We start from the raw sequence: 16,054 nt of genomic DNA, 5'->3' as shown, positions 1-16,054 counted from the left end.
TTCATTCAGAACTGACTCACCAATGGACAAAACATGCATAGCTTCAAACAATTCCTTAGTACTAATATTAGCAATATCATGGAAGTCATTCTTCTACTTTCCCTTCAAACGCTTTTTTGAGTCCATTATTAATATTTCAAAAAAATCGAGCGCAGCGCTTCCTGTTTTACTTCCTTTAGGTAACGTAATATGCAGAGGTACTTGATACTTTTCACTATTCTCAATTTGAATTATTTTTAATTTTTGATTGGTTCTTTCTCTTAACATATGGTTAGGTAAACGACAAAAACCAAGCCCGTTTTCAACGGCTCTCATCGCATGATCAAAGTTATCAACTGTAATACGCTGATTAGCTTTTAACCAGCCTACGTCTTTCTTATTTTTATTAGCTGGTTTTCCTCCCAAATCTCTTATTACTATTTGGCAATAATTAATTAAATCTGAATTGCAAACACTCTCTAATTTTGCAAGTGGGTGATCAATAGAAACGATAGGTATCATATTGGTTGTAGAAAATATTTGCGCTGGATAGTTTGTTATTGGCAACGTTATTATTGCAATATCAGCTTTTTCACTTGTAACCATATCAGAAGTTTCTGAAAGAGAGGTTTCGATAACTTGAATCGACGTTGTTGAGTTTACAGTTAAAAACTCTTTCATTGGTTGATAGAGCAAAGTAGGTTCGCAAAGGTGATCTATTGAGATAACAATTTCAGATTCAACACCTTGGGAAAGTTGCCAGCTTACCTGCTCCAAGTCTTTAGCTTGTTCGAGCATACTGCTGGCTCTTCGAAGTAGAGATTTAGCATGAGCCGTCAGTACAGCCCTTCGACCTTGCACTACAACTAACTTAACGTTCAACTGTGATTCTAGTTTTTTTATTGAGTAGATTAAGGTTGTATGGCTTTTATTTAGCAACAATGCAGCAGCTTGGATACTTCCAGCTTTATCTACTTCTTGCAACGTAATCCATTGTTCCAGTGTGCTTTTTAATCTCATATCCAACCTGTCAGTTTTTTCAACATAAAAGCGTAAAATTATGAACTTTAATGTGCATTACTTATTGTGAATAATTATCTCAAGAGAAAACAAAATGCACAACGCATCACCTTTGGAGAAACACAATGAAGCTATTACAAGTTGATTTTAAATTTCAAGGAAAAATGGGCGAAGAGATATCAAAATCTCTTATTAATTTGGCCGAATCCATTAATAGAGAGAAGGGCTTGATTTGGAAAATCTGGACTGAAAATGAATCCAATAAAATTGGAGGAGGAATTTACCTATTTGAAAATGAAGAGGACGCACAGAATTATTTAGAAATGCATTCAAATCGGCTAAAAAGTATGGGCGTTCAAGGAGTCAGAGGAATCATATTTGATATTAATTTACCTCTAACGACAATAAACAACGGTCCTGTTCAAAAAGAAGGTATACGCTATGAATAACAAAACATTTTTAAATATTCATGGTGCTATTTACATTGTATTTGCACTTGCATTGTTTTTTCTTCCAACATTAATGTGGCCTGTGTACGGTGTAGAAATCAATGATAAATATGCACTTTTTTTATCACAGCATACGAGTATTTTTTTAGGTGGAATCGGTGTTGTCAGTTTATTTTTTAGAAATGTAAAAGATAAAAACAGCATTAATCAATTGCTCAAAGCGATACTCACTACGAACTTACTTGGAGTCATCATTACTACATATGCAGGTTTGACAGGAATATTTGTTGGATTTGGTTGGAGTGATCCAGCATTTTTTACTCTATTAACTGTATTAAGTTATGTTCAATTAACTAAATCTAATCGTTAAAAAGTCAAATAGGGGCAAACTTATGAGTTTGCCTCGTAATTAAAACACAAAGCAAAATGCTTCACTTAAACAACTTAGATTAAAATCGTTTTGGGGCAAAAGCTTGTTATCCAAATAAATATAAACCGTTACAAACATATCAGAAGACAATGTCACCCTATCTGGTAACCAATGTAACCTTCATAAATTGACAGCTTATTGAAGTAACCAAGTGTGCCACCTGTATGTAACTTGGTTACATTATCATTTATTATGATGCAAAGGCACCCTAGCTCCCGGAAGCAGGAATCAATGTCACGACAGGTTTCGGGTGATATTTTGTCCTAGACTCAATCCAATCTATGATATCTTGTTCAAGCCATGCCACAGCCTGCCCTCCCAGTTTAATATTTGGAGGAAAATCTCCTGCGTTCATCAAGTTATAAATTGAACTTCTAGAGAACCCCGTCATTTCGATGACTTCTCGTAACTTCATTAATTTATGAGACATCATTCACCTCTGCTATGTATCATCAGCGTTCAAAGACCCAACAACGAATTGTGCTTGCAAGCTTATGACTGGGAAAGTCACGATTGACTCTCTGGTTCACTGCGCTTTTTACTGTTTTACTGTGCTCTATATATTTGTGTTTTTTGCCTGTTTTAAGTAGTTTTTTTAAATCTGATATTGAGGGCAATCGCTGCTTACGAGAAATCGCCTCTTCAACAAATTGTGGTAAGTTAATAGCAATAAGTTTGCTGTCCAACGAATGATTGACCACCCTTTTATTGTCCCCTTCTAAAAAATCATAAACATCCCAAAACTCTTGAACCAAGGGATGATCTGCGCCACAGCTTTGTTCTCTTTCAAAAGCAAACACTCCCAACATATTCTTGGTAGACGTAATTTGTTCATCGCTTATTGGCACCACAAGCGCTAATGCATCGACTAAGGAGCAGAGCAAGGCATGATTTAAGATGATGCGATTATTGCTAACAGGAGAACCTTGACGAACAAATTTTTCATGATGAAGTTGCTGATCTTTGATTAAAGCGACGATTTTTTTCTCATTGGTCAGAGCCTTAACGATAAACCCCGATAGTTCATCAATAGACCAACTTGATAATTCGTCTGTTGCTTGTTTACTTAACTTGCTATGGCCACTTTTATCTGTAAACACATGAATCAACCTTTCTAAAGTTGCTGGTGAGGCTGATATTTGATTATTTTGACTGAATACCAACGCCCCTTTGAATAAGGGTTCCTTGGTATCATTTTGATGATTTTTATTACCAACACTTCTTACTGCACGGCCATTATAAGCGGTTTTAAATTGATCCCAATTGAAGCCATCGTTCTGAAAAGATGAAATCTCTCCTCTATCAGCTTCAATCAACACCACTGGCAAATTAGATACTTGAGCAAGATTACGATAAAGCCCAGCTTTACTGGCTTTTACCGGATCAAAACCTTCATGATGCTCTCTGCCCGTAAGCTTCCACATCAATTCCAGTAATGTAGACTTACCTGTACCCGGCTCACCTACTAATTCCAAAAAAGGATAACCACCAATAAATTGCCTACATTGCTCAGCAAAAAAACTTCCCAGCCAGAATGCGAGAACGATGACACCTTTCTCAGCATATGCCTTCCATAACTCGTTGAAAAACTCTGGGCGATAGTCATATAATTTAGGGTTTGGATTAATAGTTATAGGATTTGAGCTTTTAATCCCAAGCTCTCGCAGTTCAAAGTAGTCTTGGTCGTTAATATGAAATAACTTCCCTGATTTGATCAAAATATTTGAAAACAAATAGCAGTCGTAATCACGGTAATAACCAATGTAATCCAACACTTCAACACGCTTTATCTTGTATAAGTGCTCTTCTAGCCATGAGTCTAATTGATATGAGTTTCCCCTGAAAATTGCGCCTGATGCGATGCTGGCAAGCCGTTTTTTAAACTCACTGACTGAACTGATTTGAGATCCCGTAAACGTCTTTTTTACGCTCAATCCGTAAGGGAAATCGATTTGAAAGTAATACCAGCTTTCATCGTTGGCACTATTTTCTTGGAAGTACAAAGCATGTGGGTGACAACGACATAGAAGTTGAATATTCGATGCATCATTCAAGGAGTCAGCCCCATCTGTTTCATCATATTTATTCGAGTCAAACTTAAACCAGTACATGAAACTCTTATACTCAAATGGAAACTCGGCCTTTTTTGTTTGTTGATGGATCATTAACCCCTTAGTTTTTGGACTAGAAGCTAATAGTAAATTGCCAAAATACTTAGCATATTCGATTTTTTTTGGTGTTAGCTGGTTTCGGCGTAGTAAATCATTCCAGTCTAATTTTTCTTTACCATCTGTTGGCAGTGCAGCTGTTGAAGGCCAGCCTAACTCCTTTGCCCGTTTAACAAACTTTATAGCATTACTTTCACCAGCCTTCCCCACATCAAAGGCAAACACCAATGTAGGTAAAGTTTCGCCATTAAGTTTTTTCATCAGATCATTCAGCATTTGACCGGGAAAGTTATTGCAACTCATCACGCTTACCGCTGTAACGCCAACTTCCAGCAAAGAAAGCGCATCAATAATGCCCTCTGTGATCCACAGTTCGTCTGTTTCCTTTAAAAGCTCATGATTGAAGTTAAGTGGTTGCCACCAATAGCCTTTGTATTTCCCCAAGAAACGGGCTTTCATTGAACCAAACTTTTCTGAGCTATCAATAAATCGCTCCCAGAAAGAGCCGTTAGCAAGGGGAAATTTAACCGTTTCCGTTTTATGGTTTGTAGTTAGATCTTTGTAACAGCTCTGTTGATACCAACCACTGATGATTGAAATATCCAAGCCTCTGCAATTGGCTAAATAACTATCTGCCGCAAAATTAGGATTGTTTGAGTTTTCCTCTGTATATTTGTTGTCAAAACCAACAAAAAGATCACTGTACAATTCTTTGGTATAAAGTTTATGACCGCATTTATTCAAGCGCCCACATCGTAGAACCCAAGGCTGATACTTATGGGTGTAAAGCTCTCGCTTGCCACAATTAGGGCAAACTCCCTGCTGTAAAAAATCAGAGCTTTCATTTTTGAAATCAAATTCGCTTGTTACTCTTCTTAATACTTCATCACAAATATTTTGCTGCATAGGATCACCTTACTTATAACGGTCGATTAAGAACTGCTCAATCTTTCGAATGTCGTAGCGTCCATTGCATATATTTTTAAACTCTAGAAGGGGAAACTCTTGATGCTGCTGCCAACGCTTGAGTGTGCTTAGGCTAATCCCTAAATAACGACAAAGCTCAGCGCGGCTATACCAGATTTGTGATACCGAGGGTTCAAGTGTTCTTTTACCTTCGGAAATACCTTGTAGCTTTTTAAATGTAAACGGCATAGGAGTACTCATCTCTAACCTCTCTAATTTTCATTTAAAAAATAGAAACTAAAGCTGGCTCATATTGATACCACAATGGCTCAAAAGATGTTCAATTATTTTTTTAAGATTCGTCGATATTCAGGGATAAAAACAGGTTAACTGTTGAAATATAAAGAAAATAAACATCAAAACTTGTCAGTTGATATTAAGAATAGAGGGAAAAATAAGGCTGAATTGAACAGAATAGCTCTACAAGACTATGTTTAACAGATTGGAGCATTCTTAGAAGACATCGTCATGATAATGGGCAAAAGTCTATCACTCGAATGGATCACCACCATGCCTTTTTCGTCAATAAACTCACCACTAGACTGGTACATCAAAATTTTTATTTGCTCGCCAAGTAAAATACAAAAAGTCCCTGACGGCACTGATGTAGCAATATTAAATACAATGGTATCTTTTGCAGAAATAAATGGTTCAAATTTTAGTTTACTAGAAACAACACAGTAACTCTGTTGAATATTACCAAGCTCTTTGACTAATTCGTTACTCATGCTGGTTACGATGCGATCATAGACTGGTAATGGTTCCCTTCTAAATAAACCATGCAGCTGATCTAACCCTAACTTGGGAATGAGATAACAATTAAGATTCTCATCATACTGAGTAAGAGGCTGACTGAAATTTTGTCCTTCGTATAGATAATCTGCATCGACACCAAAACGATCAGCAATGCATAGCTTTTTAGCTTTGGGAGGCGCTTTTTTGTTAAAGAGCCAATTCCTTACTGTTGAGACTTTCTCACCGCTGACCTCGGCAACATTAATCGTTTTATTTGTTTCTTCTGGTCGTAATTGATTAGAGATAGCTACAGCACGTTCAGCAAACAAATGATGTGTCAACGTCCCTCTCCTAGCTTATGGATACTATTTTTACATCAATAAGATGATGTACTTCGAAACGGTTTAGTGGCGCTATCTTAACCTGTTTCACTTTATTTCTTAAACCTAAACGGATTAAAGTTTGTTTTTGTATCATACACATCAATTTTGTCATGAAGCTTCAAATGCCGAACAATCAGAAATGCTGGTAATACAAATACTAAAGTGTATCCCATCTTGATCATCCAACCTGAAAGCATCATTTTCGCTAATTGGGTATGACTCATTTTTCCATAGAATGCTAATGTATCAACGACGATACTCAGTAGTGCTTGACCAATTCCTGTCGTGCAAATACTGCGAATAGGATAGTAACGTCCTTCTGTTTTCACCTTCCATTTAGACAAGATGTAGACATTTATAAACTCGCCACTAAAAAAGCCTGCTACACCTGACAATACATAACGTATTGTTGGACTAAATACCGTTTGATAAGCACTGCCATGATGGAAAAATTCAGCGTTTGGGATCAGTATTAGAAGCTCAGATATCCCAGCAAAACACAACTCCATTATGATCCCAATCCAAATAAACAGTCTTGCGGCACTATAGCCGTAAACTTCTCCAACAATGTCACAAATGATGAATGAAATAGGAAACACATAAATCCCCCCCGGAAGCGTCATTCCATAAACATTGTTGAAGTTGTTAGCAAAGCAAACCGTCGAGCAAAGTAGCATCACATATGTCGCAAGCAATAACGAAAGTTTACTGCACTGGTATTGCGGTATGACTAGTGAAAACTCTTGTCCTGCTTTTCTTTCGATTTTTGGTGTTTCTTGCATTGTTCGTGACTGCCACATATTTTTCCTACCTCATAAGCATCATCGCTTGAAATTTTGCGTATTAGATCCACATTCTTTTCAATTTCTTTATAGGATTTTCGAACGAGTTCACCCGTTTCAATGTTTCGCAGTACCAGCATAAAATCACCTTTACGGGGATAATCACAACCGTGATACTCATGACTAGGTTGCATACAGCAAAACATCGAAAACATGGATAAAATACGGTTGTCTTGTGGTGACAGTCCCTCGATAAGTTTTTCATCCCAAACAGCTTCATGAACGGGCTGCTTGTAAGTCATGTAGGATTGTCTCAAGCCAATGTGGGCGTATTTGATACCACCTTTTTCAACCACTTCAATAAGGCGATAGCTATAACGACTCTCTTTTTTTAGGTCTTTGAAGGCTTCTTTAAAGTATTCAATAAAACGATTACCCTTTTTCATTTTTCGGCCTCCTTCCAATGATCCCAACACTCTCTCTGCCGTCCATTAATAAGCTGTCGGGAAATTGCCCACAGCGATCAATGTAATCAACATGCACAACCTCAAAACCCACCTCTTTGAAAAGTCGTTTTAGTGGTTCAATATCAAGCCAATGCACAAAATCAGGTAAGTTATCTGACCAAGTATTTTCCCAATGCTTTGGGTTATCGATTTCACCGGGAAATGGATGCCCTGCATCAGCACGCTTGTAGTATTCAGGGATAAAGCGCTTCCAATTGGTTAGAAAGGTTGTTTCACAAACCACAAACAGCTCACCTCCCTCTTCCAACCAATTGAAAACTTGTTCTAAAGCTGACTTGATTTGTTCACCTGTAAAAAAATGCAGTACACGACTGATCAACACCTTTCGAAACGATTTTGGGTTGAATTGCAGTTCGGTAGGAAATTCTGCAACAATGGTTTTTAGACTTTTAAAGCCCAGCTTTTGTGCCTCATTGGAAAGATGCTCAAGGTGCTGAGCGTCCAGATCATTGGCGGTTAACGAAATACCATTGGCTAATGCTTTGAGTGCAGTAAACCCGAATGCAGAGCCTATTTCTAAGCATTCACCATCCACATATTCTGTAAATTTTTGGGAAAATGGATCTAGCTGAGTTGCGGCGTAACCTTGTTTATTGAGCGTAGGAACAAAGAGCATTGTTTCTTCTTTCATATCATCACCTTATTATTATTTCTATATTTGAAACAACAATAAGATAATGAGCTTTATTTTTACAAAAGAAACTAACGTTGAATTCAGGTCACATTAAGAAATTGAATGTATTTTATACCCTCTTGATATGCTGGACTTTTCTATTTGATGAATAGTGAGAACATACTTTGAAAAATAGAAAGCCATCATTACCTGACATTAACGCCATAACCCATAATAAACTAAGGTATGAATCAAATGAATGAGCCTCTGCTGACCCCGCTACAGCTTTCAAACGAAATAAAAATAAAGAACAAAATCGTAATGGCACCGATGACTAGGCGTTTTGCTGATAAGAGCGGCTGTCCTAGCAAAGAATCCATTGATTATTATGCAAAACGAAGTGATGCAGGGCTAATTATTACTGAAGGTACTCTTATTTCTGAAGATGCTATAGACTACGGTAATATACCCGGAATATACTCTTCATCTCAAATAGCGGCTTGGTCAAAAGTCGTCAATGCAGTACATGAAAAACAAGGGAAAATATTTTTACAGCTTTGGCACTGTGGGCGTGTATCTCATACGAGCTATCATCAAGGGCGAGAGCCAATCTCTGCATCCAAAACCGTTATGAATACACCTCTTGGAAATAGCGGACTAGAGCCTAGCACATCAAGATCGGCAACCGCTGATGAAATAAAAGCCTTAGTTAGTGATTATGCCGTTGCTGCGGAAAATGCAATTCATGCCGGGTTTGATGGTGTTGAAATTCATGGCGCTAATGGCTATCTGATCGATCAATTCAATCATTACTGCACCAATCATAGAACAGATCAATACGGATCAACTCCTGAGAATATGTCACGATTTTGTTTGGAAATAGTACAAGCTTGTGCGCAACGTATTGGTTTTGGAAGAGTGGTTTAAGGCTTTCACCTGCTGGACACATGGCTGATATCACACCAAATCAAAATGATAAATTAGTTTTTAGTTATTTGCTGAAGCAATTTGAGAAAATGCCAATCTGCTATGTGCATACCGGGAATTTTGATGATTCTATTAAATTTGAAGAATTAGATAATATGACGATGACCGATTTTATCAGAAGCCATTACTCGAAAAACGTCATTGCTTCTGGTGGCTATAGCTATCAAACAGCCAAAGACTTTATTAAACAGAACCCAAACAACCTCATTGCTTTTGGTCGACCTTTTATTGCTAACTCTAATCTCATTGCCCTGATAAAAGGCCAATGTTCTTGGCGTTCTTACCATCCTGATATGCTCAAAACACTGGATTAGTGAATTGCACATTATCGATAACTTGGATGTTTAATAACTAATGCAGGATTCGCAAAATGATGGCATTTGCATGCAAACCTGCTGGCGTATACATGCAAAGTTGCTGGCATTTGCATGCAACACCATTTTCAGCCTTATTTATCTAAAAAAACGCCTTCCTTACCCTGTACATTTTTTATTCATAGCGATAAATTAAATCCATGAGTGTCTGAGGGTTGAAGTTTATGCCAAAAACAGAAGTACATTTAGAGCCGGATGAAAAATCCCATTGGCAAGAATATTGTCGCTCTCACTCAATGAGCGAAGCCCAAATGCTTCGTATGCTCATCAATAAAGCCTCTCCTCTTGCTGCCAATACCGATAACTTCAAAGAGAGCAGAACCAATAAAGTGACCATAAGACTGGATAGCCAAAATCACAAAAAACTATCAATGCTCGCCAAAGAAGAAGGCTACTTTTCACAAACCAATTGGGTAACGTCTACGGTACTCGCTCACCTGCACCGTTCACCTGTTTTGTCAGTAGAGGAAATGCAAGTATTACGGGAATCCAACCGCCAATTATCGGCCATAGGTAGGAACCTTAATCAAATAGCCAAAGTGCTAAATATCGAATTTAGAGAAAGCGACAAAATAACTAAAGAAATGATTGAAATGCTCAGTCACAGAATTGAGAAGCACAAAGATAAGGTATACAAATTACTCGACAAGAACCGAACTCGTTGGAGCACTGGTCATGAGCCAACTACTGAATGACCGAATATCAGGTTTACTCAATAATGACGTTTGGCACAAAGCCAACCGCATCAAATCTTCAAAACGTTTTACACGACGAGCACCAGAAGTCATGGTCAAAATCAGCGGCCATTGTAAAAGTGTCGACCACATACAAGCCCATTTTGATTACATTAGCCGTAACGGAAAACTTGAAGTAGAAGACGAGCAAAGTAACAGTTACCAAAACACCTCTGCCCTACAGCAACTCGCCAAAGAATGGGGATCCGATACCAATAGCAGCAAAAAGAACGCCCGTCACAGCACCCACATCGTACTATCCATGCCCGATGGAACGGAACCAATAGCAGTGAAAAAAGCCGTAAGAGAGTTCGCTAAAAAGACCTTCGCCCACAATCATCAATACGTTATGGCGCTGCACACTGATACCGACAGCCCACACGTTCACCTAACGGTTAAGAACCTTGGATTCGATGGTAAGCGACTGCATGTTCGTAAAGGCTTGCCGCAGATTTGGCGTGAGAGGTTTGCGATGGAGATGGAAAGGCAAGGTATAGTAGCTGAAGCTACGCCGAGTTTGAAAAGGCTAAAACTTATTAAACACAAACATCTTCCACAGATAGAAATTGAGTAACAAAAATAAAATTACACAAAACAAAAAAACCACTGTGTAAATATACAGCTCCAAAAAATTCCTCTTTTCTCGAGGAAAAAAGGAATTTTTCCTTGTTTCCCCGAAAATTCACTAACCACTGAATATTTAAAGGTTGATTTAATAAGGGTTCAAAGATAAATTAGGGAAATGTTAAAATTTTAACAGGCGGTAGAGTGTCCGTAGAAAAGAGGATTTTTTCCGTCTAATAAGCTGTTATGCGTAGCTGCCACTCATTCTGGTTTGGATTATTTGGAAATTTAAGCATTTCAGCTTAATTCAGCGTTTGCCAAAGTTCATTTGTGTTTTCGCCTTAATTGCATCGTTACGCTAATAGGCGTCAACCAGCAAAGTAAGATCTTACTATTCATTACGCCATTAGCTTGTTTGCTTACAAAAAATGGCTCAAATAGTCACTTGCAATTGGTCGTGGCAGTAAAAAATATTCAAGGGTATTGCGTGCCCTAACCTACTAGGTTTAAAGTAACTTCGCATAACAAGGCATTCAAGACGGACAAATACTTGTTGGCTTTTGTCACTTCGTTCCAAAATTATAGCCAACAACCATTTGCCGCTTAATGCGGCGTTAAATTGCTAGGGAAAGTTTAATGATCGCTGTAAAAATTTTGCTCTTAATTGGGCTAATACAATTACTCTTAAAAACTGAACGTCCCGGTCTTTGCGCTGGTATATATGCAGCGGTTGTTTTTATTTTTTCATTATTAGCTGGCGCGGGGATTATTCCCGTAATTATTGGTACAGCTATTTCCGGCGGTTTAGCTTTTATATATTTTTGGTTACTCGACCGTTTCAGGGAAACTGCTACATTTTGGGTAATTTTTGTTGTTGGCTTAGTTCTAGGCGTAATCTAGGGCAACTATCAATCGCAATTTAACAAGGCATTCAACAGGACACAAAATCGTTGGCTTTGCTCCTGCGTCGCAAATTATAGCCAACAATTTTCCGCCCGTTAATGCGGCGTTATGCGTGGTAAAAATTTCATTGGTTTTAATGTTGTACCATGCAAGGTTCAACTGCGGTAGCAATGGAAATTCAGCTTAAATTCTGTTGCTGTAGATCAACCACAAAATTGCATTTATCAATGTTGTTTCTGGTCGTTTTATAAGTTTCAGTAATTACCAAAATCAATGGCTGTTTTACAAAAAACAAAGTTGGGCACACTCCAAAACGTCTGTAATATCAAAACGTAATTGGTGCGCCTAACAAGCGCTTCAACAGGACAAATACTCGTTGGCTTTTGTCGCTGCGCTCCATATTTTAGCCAACAAATATTTGCCTGTTAAGACGGGCGTTATGCGTGGCTGCCACTCATTCGTGTTTGGTTGTTTGGGAAATTTAAGCATTTCAGTTTAAATCAGCGTTTGCCTAAGCTCATTTGTGTTTTCGCCTCAGTAGCATCGTTACGCTAATAGGCGACAACCAGTAAAATAAAATCTTGCTACCAATTGCGCCATTAGCTTGCTTGCTTACAAAAATGGCTCAAATAGCAACTGGCATTTGGTCGTGGCAGTAAAAATATTCAAGGGTAATGCGTGCCCTAACCTATTGGGTTTAAAGTAACTTCGCATAACAAGGCATTCAACAGGACGCAAAATCGTTGGCTTTTGCTCCTGCGTCGCAAATTATAAGCCAACGTTTTGCGCCTGTTAATGCGGCGTTATACGTACAAGGAATGTTATGAGTAAATTGACTTGTCCGAACTGTAATCAAAAGGCTATGTCTAGTTGGAACAAGCTAAATCTCGCACCAATTGCAACTCGAAAGTGTGCTTCCTGCAAAGCAGAACTCACAGTTCCCTTTGTTGGTATTTCGTTTAGCATGTTGCCTACTCCTTTGCTCACATTTATGATTCCCTACATAAGCAGTGGGTTATTTATTAGCTTAATGCCTCTTACATTAGCTTTTTCTTTGTATTTAGTAGTTAATTTTGTGCCGCTAATCTCAAGAAAATAGTCAGCGGTACGTATAACAAGGCATTCAACAGGACGCAAAATCGTTGGCTTTTGCTCCTTCGTCGCAAATTATAAGCCAACGTTTTGCGCCCGTTAATGCGGCGTTATGTTTAGCGCAGAATGATAAAGGTATCTGATGGAATTTTTCTTCGAAGCGAAGTTTGAGATTTTTTTAATTTTACTTCTTCTCGCACCAGTTCTTACGCAGTTTGAACCTATAAAACAAAAATCCCTAAAATTCATAAACTCGCGAAACTGTTCACCTATTAGTACTTCGGTGGCGTTAGGTATTATTTTTATTTTTCTTCAAACTCCAAGCTTACTGGTATTTATCATAAATTTATTTGCTTTTGGTTTGTTTTTTACACATTACATAGCTGCAATGTCTGCTCTAACAGTTCAAATACAATCAAAAAGCTAAACATAACAAGCAATTCAACAGGGACAAATACTGTTTGGCTTTTGTCGCTGCGCTCCAAAATTTTAGCCAAACACTATTTGCCCGTTAATTGGGCGTTATGTTTTCACGGAGGAATAATGTTTTATTTTGAGTTATATGATGCACCTGAGCTCGAAGGATATTCTGCAGAAATGAAAAATAAAATTATAAATGCTGCAGTGAAACTATCCCGAAAAGAACGACCAATAAATTTAGCTAAGCGACTTCTACTTTTATTAGGCGTTGTATTTTTACCTGCGTTTGCTATTTATTCATTTTTCAGTTTCAGCTTAGCAATTGCCTACTCAGCACTAATCACAATGGTTATTAATCTCAAATTAAATAGTCTAGAAATCCCAACTATAAAACCATTTTTAGCACAAGCTATTAGCGCTGTAGAAAAGAAAACATAACAAGTCGCTCAAGAAGGACAAAAAATCGTTGGCTTTTGTCACTTCGTTCCAAAATTTTAGCCAACGCTTTTTTGCCTCTTAGCGAGGCGTTATACGCTACCACTTGGCAAGGTTGGGTTTATTTGTTGCGGCAAGTTTGCTGTCGTTATTTTTACAGCATTTAGTAATTCTGTATTTTCGCCTTTGCGTTCATTTGTTCCGCTAATCGTCGGCAACGTTGCAGTAAGATCTAACTGATATTTTGCTCCATTAGCTCTGCTGATTTCGTAGTCAGGCTCAAAATTCAAAATTCATCGTTGTCGTGGTAGAAAGACAATCTAGAAAAGCTGTAAACTGCTAAGTTGTTGTACTAATTAACTAATCGTATAACAAGCAGTTCAACAGGGACAAATACTGTTTGGCTTTTGTCACTACGTTCCAAAATTTTAGCCAAACACTATTTGCCCGTTAACTGGGCGTTATGTGCTACCACAATTCGGAGAGTTAAGTTGTCAGAAGTAAATATAAGAAATGCGACGATAGAGGATTCAAGTCTAATACTTGAATTCGTTAGAGAACTTGCCATATATGAAAAAGCCGAGCATGAAGTTGTAGCAACTGTAGAAGATATTGAGAATACTCTATTTAGCGAAAATACAACTACTAAAGCTCTCATTTGTACGCATGAAAATAAACCAATAGGTTTTGCAGTTTACTTTCTTAATTTCTCCACATGGCTTGGAAGAAATGGATTATATCTTGAAGATTTATATGTCTCACCAAGTTTTCGTGGTGCAGGTGCAGGCAAGAAACTTCTCAAGCATTTAGCTGAGATAGCAGTTGAGAGCAACTGTGGAAGGTTTGAATGGTGTGTTCTGGACTGGAATGAGCCTGCTATTAAGTTCTATGAATCCATTGGAGCAAAAGCTCAAAATGAATGGGTGGGCTATCGTCTTGAAGGCGAATCACTTCTAAACTTCGCAAAAAATTAGAATCGCACATAACAAAAAAATCCAGGTGACGCCTACGGCGCACCTGATTTGGGCGTTAGTTTTTACTCGACATGGACGTGACAATGAAATATTTAGTAGTAATTGCTTTAGTGTTCTCTTGCAGCTCTTTCGCTGTTGTGAATTATGTTATTTCCGGTCAAACCCGAAATGTTGAAGTTCATAATATTCAAGCGGGTTACGTTACTGAAACCAATTATGTTGACCAATTAACGCTAAAATCGTGTGATATTTCGCTTTCGAATATCACTGTTAATGATAAAGACAGAATTAAAATTTCATTCGAAAATAGGACGTTCCTAGCAGATTCAGTAAAAGTTGAATCAGCAATAAACGGCAATTGTTTACTAAGCCTAGAAAATGGGTCTGATTTACCCCAAAACTAACAAGCGCTTCAACAGGACAAATACTCGTTGGCTTTTGTCGCTGCGCTCCAAATTTTAGCCAACAATTATTTGCCTGTTAAGACGGGCGTTATGCGTGGCTGCCACTCATTCGTGTTTGGGTATTTTGGAAATTTGAGCATTTCAGTTCAAATCAGCGTTTAACAATGCTCATTTGTGTTTTCGCCTCAATAGCATCGTTACGCTAATAGGCGTCAACCAGCAAAGTAAGATCTTGCTATCGTTTTCGCCATTAGCTTGTTTGCTTACAAAAAATGGCTCAAATAGTCACCGGTATTTGGTCGTGGCAGTAAAAATATTCAAGGGTATTGCGTGCCCTAACCTATTGGGTTTAAAGTAACTTCGCATAACAAGGCATTCAAGACGGACAAATACTTGTTGGCTTTTTTCGCTTCGCTCCAAAATTATAGCCAACAACCATTTGCCGCTTAATGCGGCGTTATGTATTAAATTGAAATCGAGAAGTGATATGACGAAAGAAGAAATGGAATCTTGGGAATCTACTCGTGATAAAGGAATGCTTAAATATGTATTAATAAATGGCTTGCTTGCATGGGGTTTACCAATGTTTATAGCAATGGCATTTATGACTCGGCCTTTTGCCGAAGGTTTCACATCAAAAGCTGCAATTGTTCATTATGTTGTGTGGCCATTAGCAGGTTTACTATTTGGTATTGTCACTTGGTACATTGCTCAATTTCGCTATAAAAAAGCAGCTAAATCGGTAAATCAAGCAAATACATAACAAGGCATTCAAGACGGACAAATACTTGTTGGCTTTTGTCACTTCGTTCCAAAATTATAGCCAACAACCATTTGCCGCTTAATGCGGCGTTATGTTTCAAATCGTAACTCATGGATGATTTTGTAATGAGTAAAAGTAAAAAGTATGTCCTTAATTTTTTAACTATCGGTATTTCTGTCTTTTTAGCACTCTTACTATTGGATAGCTCAGGTATAGATCCTGCTAAAGCTAATGTTTTTTCTTGGGATAACTTCTCATTTCCAATATTTCTATTATTAGGTATATGCATAGAGTCATGTAATGGCTTTCTGTCATCATTAACAAAAAAGTGGCAATTGTAGCCCAAAACATA

21 protein-coding genes are annotated in these 16,054 nt (G+C 37.9%); 11 read left to right on the top strand and 10 right to left on the bottom strand.

Features of this window, described 5'->3' with window-relative positions; genetic code table 11:
* Positions 1-93: 93 nt before the first annotated feature.
* On the bottom strand, positions 94-999 hold the full coding sequence (locus tag AC1EU0_RS05370; RefSeq protein WP_480301000.1) for a LysR family transcriptional regulator: 906 nt from the start codon (positions 997-999) through the stop codon (positions 94-96).
* A 125-nt stretch (positions 1,000-1,124) separates the two neighbouring features.
* On the opposite strand from AC1EU0_RS05370, the gene AC1EU0_RS05365 reads away from it, so the two are divergent.
* Together AC1EU0_RS05365 and AC1EU0_RS05360 are read left to right on the top strand one after the other, a co-directional pair.
* Complete coding sequence (locus AC1EU0_RS05365) at positions 1,125-1,448, top strand: monooxygenase (RefSeq protein WP_480300998.1); 324 nt, start codon at positions 1,125-1,127, stop codon at positions 1,446-1,448.
* A complete protein-coding gene (locus AC1EU0_RS05360) occupies positions 1,441-1,818 on the top strand; it encodes a hypothetical protein (protein WP_480300996.1) in 378 nt (125 codons plus the stop codon). Before AC1EU0_RS05365 ends, AC1EU0_RS05360 begins: the two co-directional genes overlap by 8 nt.
* Positions 1,819-2,086: 268 nt before the next feature.
* Here the strand turns inward: AC1EU0_RS05360 and AC1EU0_RS05355 are convergent, their stop codons facing one another.
* The 7 genes from AC1EU0_RS05355 to AC1EU0_RS05325 form a co-directional block, all read right to left on the bottom strand.
* Positions 2,087-2,293, bottom strand: coding sequence for a helix-turn-helix transcriptional regulator (locus tag AC1EU0_RS05355; RefSeq protein ID WP_480301552.1), 207 nt, complete (start codon positions 2,291-2,293; stop codon positions 2,087-2,089).
* Between the two features lie 37 nt (positions 2,294-2,330).
* Positions 2,331-4,952 (bottom strand): toprim domain-containing protein, encoded by a 2,622-nt coding sequence (locus AC1EU0_RS05350; protein ID WP_480300995.1) that lies wholly within the window; start codon positions 4,950-4,952, stop codon positions 2,331-2,333.
* Between the two features lie 9 nt (positions 4,953-4,961).
* Positions 4,962-5,201 carry a hypothetical protein gene (locus tag AC1EU0_RS05345; protein WP_480300994.1) on the bottom strand — a complete coding sequence of 80 codons (240 nt, stop codon included), beginning with the start codon at positions 5,199-5,201 and terminating at the stop codon, positions 4,962-4,964.
* Positions 5,202-5,446: 245 nt separating this feature from the next.
* Positions 5,447-6,088 carry a hypothetical protein gene (locus AC1EU0_RS05340; protein ID WP_480300993.1) on the bottom strand — a complete coding sequence of 214 codons (642 nt, stop codon included), beginning with the start codon at positions 6,086-6,088 and terminating at the stop codon, positions 5,447-5,449.
* A gap of 92 nt (positions 6,089-6,180) precedes the next feature.
* Positions 6,181-6,930 (bottom strand): queuosine precursor transporter, encoded by a 750-nt coding sequence (locus AC1EU0_RS05335; protein ID WP_480300992.1) that lies wholly within the window; start codon positions 6,928-6,930, stop codon positions 6,181-6,183.
* On the bottom strand, positions 6,861-7,358 hold the full coding sequence (locus AC1EU0_RS05330; RefSeq protein WP_480300990.1) for a hypothetical protein: 498 nt from the start codon (positions 7,356-7,358) through the stop codon (positions 6,861-6,863). Before AC1EU0_RS05330 ends, AC1EU0_RS05335 begins: the two co-directional genes overlap by 70 nt.
* Positions 7,345-8,070, bottom strand: coding sequence for a class I SAM-dependent methyltransferase (locus tag AC1EU0_RS05325; protein ID WP_480300989.1), 726 nt, complete (start codon positions 8,068-8,070; stop codon positions 7,345-7,347). The genes AC1EU0_RS05330 and AC1EU0_RS05325 overlap by 14 nt, the downstream gene beginning before the upstream one ends.
* Before the next feature lie 237 nt (positions 8,071-8,307).
* Here AC1EU0_RS05325 and AC1EU0_RS05320 point away from each other — a divergent pair, with 237 nt between their 5' ends.
* The 6 genes from AC1EU0_RS05320 to AC1EU0_RS05295 all read left to right on the top strand — a co-directional run bounded on the left by AC1EU0_RS05320 (position 8,308) and on the right by AC1EU0_RS05295 (position 13,564).
* Entirely contained in the window at positions 8,308-8,979 is a 672-nt protein-coding gene (locus AC1EU0_RS05320; protein WP_480300987.1) for an oxidoreductase, read from the top strand.
* 20 nt (positions 8,980-8,999) lie between these two features.
* A complete protein-coding gene (locus AC1EU0_RS05315) occupies positions 9,000-9,353 on the top strand; it encodes an oxidoreductase (RefSeq protein WP_480300986.1) in 354 nt (117 codons plus the stop codon).
* A 224-nt stretch (positions 9,354-9,577) separates the two neighbouring features.
* Positions 9,578-10,108, top strand: coding sequence for a plasmid mobilization protein (locus tag AC1EU0_RS05310; protein ID WP_480300985.1), 531 nt, complete (start codon positions 9,578-9,580; stop codon positions 10,106-10,108).
* Positions 10,089-10,721: a relaxase/mobilization nuclease domain-containing protein gene (locus AC1EU0_RS05305; RefSeq protein ID WP_480300983.1), complete on the top strand. Its 633-nt coding sequence runs from the start codon at positions 10,089-10,091 to the stop codon at positions 10,719-10,721. The genes AC1EU0_RS05310 and AC1EU0_RS05305 overlap by 20 nt, the downstream gene beginning before the upstream one ends.
* A 626-nt stretch (positions 10,722-11,347) precedes the next feature.
* The gene (locus tag AC1EU0_RS05300) at positions 11,348-11,611 is read left to right on the top strand and encodes a hypothetical protein (RefSeq protein ID WP_480300982.1); all 264 of its coding nucleotides are present in this window, start codon (positions 11,348-11,350) and stop codon (positions 11,609-11,611) included.
* Between the two features lie 1,638 nt (positions 11,612-13,249).
* The gene (locus AC1EU0_RS05295) at positions 13,250-13,564 is read left to right on the top strand and encodes a hypothetical protein (protein ID WP_480300980.1); all 315 of its coding nucleotides are present in this window, start codon (positions 13,250-13,252) and stop codon (positions 13,562-13,564) included.
* A gap of 89 nt (positions 13,565-13,653) precedes the next feature.
* Here AC1EU0_RS05295 and AC1EU0_RS05290 read toward each other — a convergent pair whose 3' ends face one another.
* The gene (locus AC1EU0_RS05290) at positions 13,654-13,851 is read right to left on the bottom strand and encodes a hypothetical protein (RefSeq protein WP_480300978.1); all 198 of its coding nucleotides are present in this window, start codon (positions 13,849-13,851) and stop codon (positions 13,654-13,656) included.
* Between the two features lie 201 nt (positions 13,852-14,052).
* Here AC1EU0_RS05290 and AC1EU0_RS05285 point away from each other — a divergent pair, with 201 nt between their 5' ends.
* From AC1EU0_RS05285 to AC1EU0_RS05275, 3 genes are all read left to right on the top strand, one after another.
* A complete protein-coding gene (locus AC1EU0_RS05285) occupies positions 14,053-14,535 on the top strand; it encodes an N-acetyltransferase family protein (protein ID WP_480300977.1) in 483 nt (160 codons plus the stop codon).
* Between the two features lie 83 nt (positions 14,536-14,618).
* Positions 14,619-14,939: a hypothetical protein gene (locus tag AC1EU0_RS05280; RefSeq protein ID WP_480300975.1), complete on the top strand. Its 321-nt coding sequence runs from the start codon at positions 14,619-14,621 to the stop codon at positions 14,937-14,939.
* Positions 14,940-15,426: 487 nt separating this feature from the next.
* The gene (locus AC1EU0_RS05275) at positions 15,427-15,702 is read left to right on the top strand and encodes a hypothetical protein (RefSeq protein ID WP_480300973.1); all 276 of its coding nucleotides are present in this window, start codon (positions 15,427-15,429) and stop codon (positions 15,700-15,702) included.
* Here the strand turns inward: AC1EU0_RS05275 and AC1EU0_RS05270 are convergent.
* Positions 15,674-16,054 (bottom strand): hypothetical protein (locus tag AC1EU0_RS05270; protein WP_480300971.1); only part of this gene is annotated, 381 nt, incomplete at its 5' end. The genes AC1EU0_RS05275 and AC1EU0_RS05270 overlap by 29 nt on opposite strands.

This window comes from Parashewanella sp. 2210YD4-3 (genome assembly GCF_056591735.1).
Note: the sequence above shows the minus strand (reverse complement) of the source record. Positions and strands in the feature narration are given on the sequence as shown.

Coding starts and splice junctions, on each gene's coding strand:
- AC1EU0_RS05305 (WP_480300983.1), top strand. CDS start 10,089: ATGAGCCAACTACTGAATGACCGAATATCAGGTTTACTCAATAATGAC.
- AC1EU0_RS05360 (WP_480300996.1), top strand. CDS start 1,441: ATGAATAACAAAACATTTTTAAATATTCATGGTGCTATTTACATTGTA.
- AC1EU0_RS05310 (WP_480300985.1), top strand. CDS start 9,578: ATGCCAAAAACAGAAGTACATTTAGAGCCGGATGAAAAATCCCATTGG.
- AC1EU0_RS05365 (WP_480300998.1), top strand. CDS start 1,125: ATGAAGCTATTACAAGTTGATTTTAAATTTCAAGGAAAAATGGGCGAA.
- AC1EU0_RS05315 (WP_480300986.1), top strand. CDS start 9,000: ATGGCTGATATCACACCAAATCAAAATGATAAATTAGTTTTTAGTTAT.
- AC1EU0_RS05280 (WP_480300975.1), top strand. CDS start 14,619: ATGAAATATTTAGTAGTAATTGCTTTAGTGTTCTCTTGCAGCTCTTTC.
- AC1EU0_RS05345 (WP_480300994.1), bottom strand. CDS start 5,201: ATGCCGTTTACATTTAAAAAGCTACAAGGTATTTCCGAAGGTAAAAGA.
- AC1EU0_RS05355 (WP_480301552.1), bottom strand. CDS start 2,293: ATGAAGTTACGAGAAGTCATCGAAATGACGGGGTTCTCTAGAAGTTCA.
- AC1EU0_RS05330 (WP_480300990.1), bottom strand. CDS start 7,358: ATGAAAAAGGGTAATCGTTTTATTGAATACTTTAAAGAAGCCTTCAAA.
- AC1EU0_RS05300 (WP_480300982.1), top strand. CDS start 11,348: ATGATCGCTGTAAAAATTTTGCTCTTAATTGGGCTAATACAATTACTC.
- AC1EU0_RS05275 (WP_480300973.1), top strand. CDS start 15,427: ATGACGAAAGAAGAAATGGAATCTTGGGAATCTACTCGTGATAAAGGA.
- AC1EU0_RS05350 (WP_480300995.1), bottom strand. CDS start 4,952: ATGCAGCAAAATATTTGTGATGAAGTATTAAGAAGAGTAACAAGCGAA.
- AC1EU0_RS05335 (WP_480300992.1), bottom strand. CDS start 6,930: ATGTGGCAGTCACGAACAATGCAAGAAACACCAAAAATCGAAAGAAAA.
- AC1EU0_RS05320 (WP_480300987.1), top strand. CDS start 8,308: ATGAATGAGCCTCTGCTGACCCCGCTACAGCTTTCAAACGAAATAAAA.
- AC1EU0_RS05325 (WP_480300989.1), bottom strand. CDS start 8,070: ATGAAAGAAGAAACAATGCTCTTTGTTCCTACGCTCAATAAACAAGGT.
- AC1EU0_RS05370 (WP_480301000.1), bottom strand. CDS start 999: ATGAGATTAAAAAGCACACTGGAACAATGGATTACGTTGCAAGAAGTA.
- AC1EU0_RS05295 (WP_480300980.1), top strand. CDS start 13,250: ATGTTTTATTTTGAGTTATATGATGCACCTGAGCTCGAAGGATATTCT.